Origin of the sequence: Desulfocurvibacter africanus subsp. africanus DSM 2603, from assembly GCF_000422545.1 — a bacterium.
In the GTDB taxonomy this organism is placed as follows: domain Bacteria; phylum Desulfobacterota; class Desulfovibrionia; order Desulfovibrionales; family Desulfovibrionaceae; genus Desulfocurvibacter; species Desulfocurvibacter africanus.
In genome coordinates this window covers 46,543-58,132 of sequence record NZ_AULZ01000019.1, presented here as the reverse complement: position 1 = coordinate 58,132, position 11,590 = coordinate 46,543, and the positions used below count along the sequence as shown (strand labels likewise).

At 60.2% G+C, this 11,590-nt stretch carries 8 protein-coding genes; all 8 read left to right on the top strand.

All coding sequences use genetic code 11. The features are described from left to right. Positions 1 to 867, top strand: coding sequence for an exosortase A (gene xrtA, locus H585_RS0113620; RefSeq protein WP_027368221.1), 867 nt, complete (start codon positions 1 to 3; stop codon positions 865 to 867). Further along, positions 864 to 1,493 carry an exosortase C-terminal domain/associated protein EpsI gene (locus tag H585_RS0113615; protein WP_027368220.1) on the top strand — a complete coding sequence of 210 codons (630 nt, stop codon included), beginning with the start codon at positions 864 to 866 and terminating at the stop codon, positions 1,491 to 1,493. The genes xrtA and H585_RS0113615 overlap by 4 nt, the downstream gene beginning before the upstream one ends. Before the next feature lie 990 nt (positions 1,494 to 2,483). After that, entirely contained in the window at positions 2,484 to 5,162 is a 2,679-nt protein-coding gene (gene prsT / locus H585_RS0113610) for an XrtA/PEP-CTERM system TPR-repeat protein PrsT (protein WP_027368219.1), read from the top strand. A gap of 12 nt (positions 5,163 to 5,174) precedes the next feature. Next, entirely contained in the window at positions 5,175 to 6,524 is a 1,350-nt protein-coding gene (locus H585_RS0113605; RefSeq protein WP_027368218.1) for a TIGR03013 family XrtA/PEP-CTERM system glycosyltransferase, read from the top strand. Positions 6,525 to 6,612: 88 nt separating this feature from the next. Beyond that, positions 6,613 to 7,977, top strand: a complete 1,365-nt coding sequence (locus H585_RS0113600) for a nucleotide sugar dehydrogenase (RefSeq protein ID WP_081678673.1) — start codon at positions 6,613 to 6,615, stop codon at positions 7,975 to 7,977. A gap of 41 nt (positions 7,978 to 8,018) precedes the next feature. After that, positions 8,019 to 9,071 (top strand): SDR family oxidoreductase, encoded by a 1,053-nt coding sequence (locus tag H585_RS0113595; protein WP_027368216.1) that lies wholly within the window; start codon positions 8,019 to 8,021, stop codon positions 9,069 to 9,071. Between the two features lie 122 nt (positions 9,072 to 9,193). Then, a complete protein-coding gene (locus H585_RS0113590; protein WP_034628096.1) occupies positions 9,194 to 10,723 on the top strand; it encodes an XrtA system polysaccharide chain length determinant in 1,530 nt (509 codons plus the stop codon). Positions 10,724 to 10,754: 31 nt separating this feature from the next. Beyond that, positions 10,755 to 11,576, top strand: a complete 822-nt coding sequence (locus tag H585_RS0113585) for an XrtA-associated tyrosine autokinase (protein WP_027368214.1) — start codon at positions 10,755 to 10,757, stop codon at positions 11,574 to 11,576. Positions 11,577 to 11,590: the final 14 nt, after the last annotated feature.

Below are 11,590 nucleotides of genomic sequence, written 5' to 3'. Positions count from 1 at the left end.
ATGTCCATGGCCCGGAGCGCCTCCGCGCCCCTCACCCTGGGTAATGCCTTGCGCAGCCACTGGCCCGAGTTAACCCTCGTCCTGCTTGGCGTGGCAGCGCTCTACGCGCCGGTGGTCAGCCGCATGGTCGCCGTGTGGATGCACTATGACGACTACTCCCACGGCTTCCTCGTGCCGCTCGTTTCAGCGTACTTCCTCTACTGCCGGCGCGCCGGGCTGCGCGATGCCGAGATACGCCCGGCCTGGATCGGGCTGGGCGTGCTGGCCTTCGGGCTCGCGCAATTGCTGGCTGGCTCCCTGGCCGGCGAATACTTCACCCAGCGCACCTCGCTGCTCGTGGTCCTGGCCGGGCTGCTGCTGCTCCTCCTGGGCTGGCGAGTGCTCAAGCTTTCCCTGCTGCCGCTCGCCTACCTCGTGTTCATGGTGCCTATTCCGGAGATCGTCTACAATTCGGCCGCTTTCCCGCTCAAGCTCCTGGTCACGGACCTGTCCGTGGCAAGCCTCAAGCTGCTCGATGTGGCCGTGCTCCAGGAAGGCAACATCCTGATATTTCCGAACGTGACGCTGGAGGTGGCGGACGCATGCAGCGGCCTGCGCTCCCTCATTTCCCTGGCGGCCTTGGGAACGGCCTACGCCTTCATCCAGCCCTTCCCGGGCTGGTCACGGCTGCTGCTCATGGCGGCGACCGTTCCCATCGCCGTCGCGACCAACGCCTTGCGGGTCGTGTGCACGGGGTTGCTGGCCCGGCACCTGGGATCCCAGGCCGCGGAGGGCTTCTTTCATGAATTCGCCGGACTGTTCGTTTTCGTCATAGCCATGATCATGGTTCTCGGCCTTGGAGTTCTCCTGCGGAGGGTGCGGTCATGAACATGCGCCTGCGCACCGGCCTCGCCATGCTCCTTCTCCTGGCCTCCTGGTCTTTCCTCTATGCCCGCGGATCGTCGCTCCATGCCGGCGAGGTGCGCCTCGACCGCTTGCCTACGGCGCACGCAGGCTGGCTCATGACCTCCTCCGCGACCTTCAGCCAGCACGTGCTCGATATCCTCAAGCCCACGGACTACATCTCGCGGACCTACATGGGGCCCGCAGGTGAACAGGTCGAGCTGTACATCGGGTACCATGACGGGATTGAAAGCGGCGGCATCCATTCGCCGCGCAACTGCATGCCCGGCAGCGGATGGCATCAGATGGAGGGCGGCACGGTCCACCTTGACGTGCAGGGGCGATCTCTTGAGCTTGTCAGGGCCGTGTACGCCAGGGAGCGCACCAGCATGCTCGTGCTGTACTGGTTCCAGGTCATGGGCAGGCAGATCACGAACGAATACGCCCTCAAGCTGGCCGAGATCGTCTCCACGCTCCGCCACGGGCGCAAGGACTCAGCATTCGTGCGCATTCTCGTCGCCCGCGAAGGCTCGGCCATGTCGGCCGAGGACGTGGCGGAACGATTCGTGCGGGACTTTTTCCCACACATTGCCGGAGTGCTTCCACATTGACGTTTCGGTCCTTGATTCCTCCCGGTCCGGGACCGGCTCACGCAGGCCCGGACGGCGGATCCGAGCGTCCGGCCCCGCGGGGAAACACCAGTCCACGGAAATGAAATATCATGTGGAAGACTTCCTCGCCTTCTCCGACGAGCAACCGCCGCGCGCCGGTTTCTCCCGCTCTGTCGATCCCGCGCGGATGAACGCGCCGATGAGCACACCCGACACGATGGCCGCACCGAGCCAAACCCCAAGAAACGCAGCACCGCTCATGCTTCCCCCTTGCCTCTTGCGACCAACCGGAGCGAGCCCAGCATGGCTTCGGCCTCTTCAGCTTGGAAGGCCTCGATCAACATAAGAACTTATGTGCTGGGACATGCCATGTAAAGCAGTCCGGCCATGCCCCGAACCGGCTCGGCACTGGACGCTCAAACCCTGAGCAAGCTCCCCAGGCCGGGATTTCTTCCCACGCCCGCCTGACCATCAGCGCCAACCCTGACAGTGCGCGTTACCAGGGAGCCCTGACCGCCAATTCGGCTGCCAGACATTAGATTATCGAGTTAGAAATATAACGACTCATAATATACGGTTTTACCTCATGATTTATTTATCGATTTTTCTTGCCCATCGATAACCACATTGGTAAACCATGTGTTAATGTAGAAATCTATCTTTGAATAGCTAAGGCCCAAAGGGGACATCGAAAAAGAAGGTCGAATCCAAAAATGTCAATAGGAACCAGCAAAATATATCCACAAGCTTTGTTTCATACCCTGAGTAAATCTTTATATATTTCTTATAAATCGTACTATTTACCTTTATTAAATTCATGCATAGCTACATATATTTTCGCCACCAGCTCAGCTTGCGAAGCAAAATCCAAATACTAATGCCTGTACTAAACCAATATATACGGACAAATAAAATTGAAACAGATTGTTTTGAAATATGAAGCACATTTTTATAAAGCTTGACCAATTCAAAACGGATCAGGAGATATAAATGCTTCGCCACATTTCATTCATTATGGCAGTCACAATTTCCGTCATCCTGGGCACTGCCTCTATGTCTTGCCAAGGTAAGACGAAAGAGGACGCCATTATGGAAAGCCGTCAATATTATGCTGACGCAAACTACAATGGCGCAGTTGTTCTGCTCAAAAATTATCTGGAAGAAAATCCGGAGGATATTGAAGCAAGATCCTTGCTGATACAGACCTATAAGAAGCTCGGCAAGTGGGTTCAGGTCCGCAACGAGGCAAATACCCTGCTCTCCCGGGAGCCGAACAACCCCGATCACCTGCTTGTACTGGCAGAGGCGATGCTGAGGACCAACGATGTGAATGGGGCCCTGGAAACCGCGCGCGCCGCCCGCGCTGCAGCCAAAGACAAGGACAGCACCGTCAGCGCCCTGGCCCTCGTGGCTGAGGCGGCCATGGCGGTGAACGATCCCGGCCAGGCCGAGGCCGTGTTCCGGGAGTTGCAGTCCATCGACCCTGATTCGGCCGCTGCACACCTTGGACTCGCGCACATATTCCTGCAGCGTGACGACAACGGGGGCGCCAGAACCGAGGTGGATGCCATCCTGGCCGCCTCCCCGGACAATGAAGGCGGTCTCCTGCTCAAAGCCGAGCTTCATCGACGGGAGGGAGACAGAGAAGGGATGCTCAAGGCCTACCACCGTCTCGCGGAGATGGCCCCCGGCAACGCAAGGATGCAATACAGGCTCGGGCTGCTTCTGCTGGACATGGGCAAGACGGGGGAGGCCAAGGAGCATACCGAAGCGCTGTCCAAGAGCCACCCCGAATATCCGGAAAGCGATCTGCTCCTTGGGATCATCGCTTACGGCGAAGGCAACTACAAGGAGTCGCAGACCGCCCTCGAACGTTCGCTCAGCAAGGAAGCACGCATCGATACATTTTTCCATCTTGCAAGGACTGCCATCAAACTTGGCTACCTGGAAATCGCCGTAAGTCACTTGAACAGGGTTCTCGACCATGATCCGGATTTCATGCCAGCACGGCTCCTGCTTACCGAAACCCTCCTGCGCCAGCAGCGGTTCGATGCCGCGCTGGCCATGGCCGAACGCATCTCTCAGGATGAACCGGGGAGCGCCCAGGCCCGCATGGCGCTTGGCGCCGTGCTCGTAGCCTCGGGCCGTGAGAATGACGGCCTGGCCATGTATGACCAGGCCTCGACCATGGGCACCGGCTATGCGGAAGCCTACGTCAGGAAAGGCGTCATACACGCGAACCACGGCAGGACCGAAGCGGCGTTGGAATCCCTGCAGGCCGCGCTCAAGGTGGACCCTGCCAACATGAGCGCCCGGACGCTCCTGTACGGCTACCATCTGCGGAAAAAGGAGTACGATAAGGCCGAGGCGATCCTGCGGCCTGCCCTGAACGGCAGTTCAAGCGACGCCCTCATATTCACGTACCTGGGCAACGTGGAAGTGCTGCGCCGAAATTTCGATTCCGCCCTGTTCAATCTGGATAAGGCCCTGAACGCCACCCCGTGCTTTCCCCAGGCCCACATGAGCAAGGCCAAGATCTACCTCCTGCGTCGAGACAGAGAGCACGCGAAGGCCGAATACCGGATGTTGCTGGCCCAAGATCCCAGGCACGCCGAAGCGGCCATCGCCCTCTCCAGCCTGCTCAGGCTTGAAGGCAAGAAACAGGAGGCAGGGCTGGTAATCAAGGAGGCCGGCAAATCGCAGGAGACTCGCGATCTGCTTCTTCTCGCACGGCACCTGCAGACTCACCATGACACTGTTGCCGCGCTCGCCATGGCCGATCGGGCCTTGGTCCAAGATGCGCGATCCCTCGACGCGCTGGCCCTCAAGGGCGACATCCTGCTGGAAGAAGGCAAGCACGAGCAGGCGTTTGGGGTCTACGACTCCTTGCAGGCCATCGATGTCCGGCTCGGGCTGCACAGGAAAATTAGCGCCGGCATCGCCATGGGCGAACTCGGCAAGGCGGCTGAACTCGCGCAGCGCTTGGTGGAGCACGATCCGGCCTCATCGGACGGATATCTCATCCTCGCTTCCCTGCGCGAGAGGCAAGGCCGATATGAGGACGCCCTGGCGATTCTCAAGCAGACCGTCCAGAGCCACGATTCGGCCACTGCCCGCCTTGCCCTGGCCCAACTGCACATGCGGCACGGCGAAACCGGCCAGGCGCGGCAGATCTTCTCCGCCATAGTCAAGTCCGAGCCGGACAACGCACAGGCACTCTTTGGCTTGGGCCTCGTGCACGAGTCGCAAGGCGAGGCGCTCAAGGCCATGAAGGCCTACGAGCAAGCTGTCGAGGCCGACGGTGGGCATGTTCCCGCCCTGAATAATCTCGCTCTGCTCTACGCCAAGGGTATCGGTGGCCCGGAAAAGAAAACACAGGCACTCGCGCTGGCCTTTATGGCGTATCAGCGCAGCCCGCAGGAGCCCAGCATCGCGGACACCCTCGGAGTGGCGCTCCTGGCGGCAGGCCGGGACAAGGAGGCCGTGCAGATGCTGGAACGCGCCGAGCGGTCACTGCCCCATAACCCAAGCATCAAGTTCAACCTTGCCCGCGCCTATGTCGCCGTGGGGAATGTCGCCGCCGCCAAGAGTCGGCTCGTCGTCGCCCTAGGGCAGGGAACCTTTCCCGAATCCGTTCATGCTCAAAGCCTCCTCGACACGCTCAAATAGGATCACTGAGTCATGCAGCGCAGCTTCCTCCCCCTGCTCACCCTCGACGCGACCTTCGCCCTGGCTTCGCTCTACGTGTCGAGCGCATTGCACATCACGCCTCCCGCGGACATGCCGGCGTCGATCAACCCGATCCTCGCGGTGACTTTTCTGGGCATTGCCACCAGCAGCGGTATCGGTCTGGAGGTCTGCAACAGCTCGCTGAGAACTGCCCCTGGAAAGAAGCCTATCAGGGCCTTGACGTTCTTCCTGCTGGGATTTTTCATCCTGACGCTGCTGCGCTCGACCAGGGTCATCTCTCCCCAAGACTGGATCTTGGGCTCAACGGCCCTGATCGGCTTCGGAATCCTGCAGTTCTGCTGCCACCGCGCCTACAAATGTATCAATGCGCGCGCGAGGCGGCAGGTCATCGTGGTCGGGACCGGTTCCGCGGCCAAGCGGATCGGCGACATGCTGGCTCTGGAAGAAACCCGCGGCAAGCTGCTGGGCTATGTGACCCTGCCTGCCGAACCGATGGAGGTGAGCCAGGGCCTCATCGTCGGTCCCCAGGAAGACCTCACACGCATAATCGAAGAGCATGGTGCCAAGACCGTCGTTGTGGCCCTGTCCGAACGCCGGGGGGCCCTCCCGCTGCAGGAACTGCTTAGCTGCAAGATGACGGGCGTGGCGGTGGTCGATGCGCCGACCTTCTATGAACAGGTCCAGTCCAAGATGCTCATCGAGAACATCTCGCCGGGCTGGCTCATCTTCTCCGATGGATTCCGGATCACTCCCATCAAGAGGCATCTGAAGCGCAGCCTGGATATCCTGTGCGCATTGTCGGGGTTGCTGCTGACGCTGCCCCTTTTTCCGATCCTGGCGCTGCTCATCAAGATCGACTCCAGGGGCCCGGTCTTCTTCACCCAAACCCGCGTTGGCGAGCACGACAAGCTCTTCAAGGTGATCAAGTTCCGCACCATGGTCCATAACGCCGAGGCGACGACCGGGGCAGTCTGGTCCCAGAAAGGGGACCCGCGCGTCACAAGGGTCGGCCGCTTCCTGCGCGTGTCCAGGCTGGATGAGATTCCCCAGCTCCTGAACATGCTCCGGGGAGACATGAGCATGGTCGGACCCAGGCCCGAGCGGCCCGAGTTCGTGCAAACCCTCAAGAGGGCGGTGCCTTTCTATTCGGAGCGGCACTGTGTGAAGCCCGGCCTGACCGGCTGGGCGCAGGTCTGCTACCCTTACGGAAGCTCGGTTGAGGATGCCTTGGAAAAGCTCCGCTACGATCTCTACTATATCAAGAACTTTTCGCTCGTCCTTGACCTGAGGATCATACTCCGGACCGTGGGCGTAGTGCTCTTCGGCAAGGGCGGGCGCTGAAGCGGAAATTGACAGGTTCCGGGCAGATGGATCGATGTTCCGTCAATCCTACAATCCTATGGAAGCAACAAGCGCACAAGAGGCTACCATGACGCAAGTTAACCAGAAAATACGCGATTATGAGGTGGTCTTTCGGCACCAGGCGACATTGGAGTCGCTGTTCAATCGGGAAAACAGCATTGCCGTGCTCGGGTTGGGATATGTAGGCCTTCCGCTGGCGGTATATTTTTCAAAACATTTCAATGTTATAGGCTTAGATATTTCCGAGAAACGCATTCGCGAGCTACGCGCGGGAAGTGACAGGACTGGAGAAGTCCTGCCCGAGGAGCTCCGCACCTGCAAAGCCACGTTCACCTCCGATCCCGAGGAGCTTGGGCGGGCTTCCATCATCGTCGTGGCAGTGCCGACGCCCATCGATGACCACCGCAATCCGGACCTCAAGCCGCTCATAAGCGCCTCGGCAACCGTCGGCCGGCACATGAGAGCCGGTTGCACGGTCGTTTATGAATCAACGGTATACCCAAGCGTGACCGAGGACGTCTGCGTGCCGATCCTGGAGCGCGAGTCCGGGCTGAAGCTGGGTAAGGACTTCTCCGTGGGCTATTCGCCCGAACGGGTGAATCCGGGCGACAGGCTGCACACCGTCGAGACCATCGTCAAGATCGTCTCCGGCAGCGATCCGTCCACCACCGAGCTTCTGGCGACGCTTTACGGCGCCATTACCAAGGCAGGTACCTACAAGGCCTCCTCCATCAAGGTCGCCGAGGCGGCAAAGGTGATCGAGAATACCCAGCGGGACCTGAACATCGCGCTCATGAACGAGCTGGCCATCATATTCAACCGTCTGGGTATCGACACGCTCGAAGTGCTCGAAGCCGCCGGCACCAAGTGGAACTTCCTGCCTTTCCGCCCGGGCCTGGTGGGAGGGCACTGCATCGGCGTGGACCCCTACTATCTCACCCACAAGGCCGAGGAAACCGGCTACCACCCGCAAGTGATCCTCGCAGGCCGGCGCATAAACGACGGCATGGGCAAGTATGTGGCCGAGCAGGCGGTGAAGCTCATGATCGGCGCCGATTCGCACGTGCACCGCGCACGTGTCGGCATCCTGGGCCTGTCCTTCAAGGAGAACGTCCCGGACCTGCGCAACACCCGTGTCATCGACATCGTCAAGGAGCTTGAGGAATACAGCATCGAAGTCCTTGTTCACGATCCGCTGGCCAACCCGGAAGAGGCCCTGCTCGAGTATGGTCTGAAGCTCTCGCCCATCGAGGACTTTCGGAAGCTGGACGCAGTCATTCTGGCGGTCGCGCACTCCGCATTCAAGAGTCTTACGCTGGAAGCCATGGCGAGCTGGTATCTGCGTCCGGGCAAGCCTGTCCTGCTCGACGTGAAGGGCATGTGGAATCCCGCCGAGGCACCCAAGGTCGGCTATTCCTACTGGAGACTGTGAGAGTGCGGACAACCGAGGACTTCACTCAACCCGAGGTGCACATGCAATACGATTCTGTTCAGGCACAGCTTATCCGAGCCCCCAGGAAGTGGCTTGTGACCGGCGTCGCGGGGTTCATCGGCTCCAATCTCCTGCAGAAGCTTCTGCAGCTGGGACAGCAGGTCGTCGGTCTGGACAACTTTTCCACCGGCCACATGCATAATCTGGAGGATGTCCGCTCCTGTATCCCGCCCGAAGCCTGGGAGCGCTTCAGGCTCATCACGGGCGACATCCGAGATCTGGAGACCTGCCGGGCAGCCTGCGAGGGGGTGGATGTCGTCCTGCACCAGGCAGCCATAGGTTCGGTGCCCCGCTCCATCGACGATCCGCTCACCTCGCACGCCAGCAACCTGACAGGCTTCCTCAACATGCTCGTGGCCGCCAAGGACGCGCGGGTCGAGAATTTCGTCTACGCGTCCTCCAGCTCGGTTTACGGCGATGAGCCCGAGCTGCCGAAGCGCGAGGAAAGGATCGGGATGCTCCTCTCGCCCTACGCCGCAACCAAGCTCGGCAACGAGATATACGCCCAGGTCTTCGCCAGGGCCTACGGGTTCCGGGCCATCGGTCTGCGCTACTTCAACATCTTCGGCCCGCGTCAGGATCCGGACGGGGCTTACGCAGCGGTGATCCCGCATTGGTTTGCCGGCCTGATCCAGGGCACGGACATCTTCATCAACGGGGACGGCGAGACGAGCAGGGACTTCTGCTTCATCGACAATTGCGTGCAGGCCAACCTGCTCGCCGGGTGCTCCACGGATCCGCGGGCTCTCGACCAAGCCTACAATGTAGCGGTCGAGCAACGCACGACCCTGAATGAACTCTTTCTGCTTATCCGCGGGCATGTTGCCGGTCGGTTCCCCGGCACGGCGGCAGTCGAACCGATATATCGGGACTTCCGTCCCGGCGACGTGCGCCATTCCCTGGCTGATATCGGCAAGGCCAGGAAGCTGCTCGGATACGAACCGAGGTACAGCCTGAATGAAGGTTTGGCACACGCCGCCGACTGGTACCTCGCCTCGTGCGCATCGCGGAAGGGTTCCCTCCTTGCAGCCTAGACGCACGGCGCGGGTATTCCCACGGGATGCCCGCGCGTCTTCACTGCGACAAGGCTGACAGCCGCGCACATTCCCGGCGAAACAGCTTTCAATGCCCTTGGGCGGGAAGAGAGATGCACCACATGACGGATAAGAGCCTGGACATTCAGAAGTACCTCGGCCTGCTGATCAGGCGTCGCTACCTCTTCACGGTGGTCGCCCTGCTGATCATGTGCTGCGCGGTGGTCGTCAGCTATGCCCTGGTGCCGATGTATGAAGCCAAGAGCATCGTCTTCATCGAGCAGAACGTCATTACCGACATCATCAAGGGAATCGCCATTACGCCGTCCCTGGAAGCAAAGATAAAAGTCATAAAGGAATCGATGCTGCGCAGGGAGATGCTGCTCGACGTCATCCGCGAACTGGACATGGATATCAATGTCCGCAGTGACCTGGAGCGTGAGATTCTCCTCAAGGGACTTCGTGATGAGACAATCATCCAGATGGACGTCAGACGGGATCTGTTCACCATCTCCTACAGAAACACCGACCCCAAGCTGGCCCGGGATTATGTGAACACGCTCGTGCGCAAATACATCGAGGAGAACACCTCGTCCAAACGCGAGGAATCGACACTGGCGACGCGTTTCCTTGCAGACCAGATCGAGACCTTCAAGCAGCGCATCGACGCTGCGGATGCGGCCATCAACCGTTTCAAGCAGGAGAACGGCCTCATTCTGTCAACGAACGATGATTTCCTGCGCCTGGAAATCGAGGATACCCAAAAGGAGCTGGCCGAGCTTCGCGAACGCCAGAGCCAGATGCTGGCAACCAGGAAAATCATGCTCTCCAAGGGGAATGCTCTGCAAGGCGCCGCCCCGAAAGACAGCAGGCTGGCCACCCTCCGCGAGGAGTTCGAGATCCTCCAGGGAAAGTACTCCCCGGCGCATCCGTCCGTGCAGAAGATGCGCGCCGAGATCGAATCCCTGGAGAAGGCCCAGGAGACTGGCAAGGTGGCGGAACAGGCGGACATCCGCGACTCGCAGGAATATCAACTCCTGAACGTGCAACTGAACGCCATCGACAAGCGCATTGCGCGCCTTGAGCGCGGAATCGAGGAAAGCAAGGACCTGCTGCGCCAGCTGCCGATCGTGCAGGCCAAGCTCAAGGAGTTTCAGCGCAACAAGGAAAACGAGAGCATCATCTACCAGCAGCTCGTCTCACGCTACGGCCAGTCGGAGGTCTCCAAGCAGATGGAGCTTCAGGACAAGTCCGTCACCTTCCGGATCATCGAGCCCGCCATCATCCCCCAGGAACACGTAAGCCCAAAGCGGCCCATGATCATGGCCATGGGTATTGCCGGCGGGCTGGGCCTGGCCTTCGGCGTCCTCATGCTGCTCGACCGTCTTGACTCCTCGATCCGTTCGCAGGCCGAGCTGAAGCTTCTCAAGCTGCCGATCATAGCGACCCTGCCGCTCGTGAGGGACCCGGCCCAGGTGCGCAAGACACGCCTGCGCGACATCGGCTTCTTCTCGACAGCCGGGGTCTTCCTCACCTGCATCCTCTGCGTGCTGGCGCTCGAAACAGTCGGGATGGAACACATTGCCAAGTGGTCAATGCACTTGCCGTTACGGGATTACATGCAGCAGATCGAGCGCCTGCTCGCAGGGTAGGCCCGCCGTTACGATTCGTGGGAGGACATGGATGAGCAGATTAGAACGCGCCTTGGAAAACGCCCTGGAGCAGCGGAACCTGGCCACCCCTGGGGCCACGGCCCTGCTGCAGCCGCCTCCTGATCGGTTGCGCGACAAGCCCGTACGGCCTCCAAGCAACAGCCGTCACGTGACCGTCAAGCCGAGCGGTCTGCTGCTGGCCACGGCAATGGCCCCGAACTCCATCGCGGCCGAGGAATTCCGCAAGGTCAAAGAGCGGATCATGACCCAGACGGACAGCCGCCTGACCAGGAACATATTCATGGTCACCAGCGCGCTGCCGGGTGAAGGCAAATCGATGGCCTCCCTGAATCTGGCCATCAGTCTGGCTCAGGAATTCGACCATACCGTCTTGCTCATCGATGCCGATCTACGTAGCCCGTCATGCGCAAAATACCTGGGCCTTGAGTGCCATGTGGGGCTTTCCGAATGCCTCGGTCAGGGGTTGAACGTCTCCGAGGCGCTCCTGAGCACGAACATAGGCAAGCTCAAGTTCCTCCCCGCGGGCACGCCCCCGCTGAATCCGGTGGAGCTGTTCTCCTCCAACCGCATGAAGGTGCTCATGGACGAGATCAAGCACCGCTATCCGGACCGCTTCGTGATCATCGATACCCCACCCGTGCTGCCCTATGCGGAAACGCGGATCATTGCCGGAATGGCCGATGGCGTGTTCATGGTCCTCAGGGCCGGCTCCACAACCCTGGAGCAAGCCATGGAATGCCTCGGCTCGCTTCCAGTCAAAAGCGTTCTAGGTCTCATCTTCAACGGATCCACCGAAGCCAAGCACGCCGACTACGGCTATTCCTACCGCTAGCGCATCACAACCCG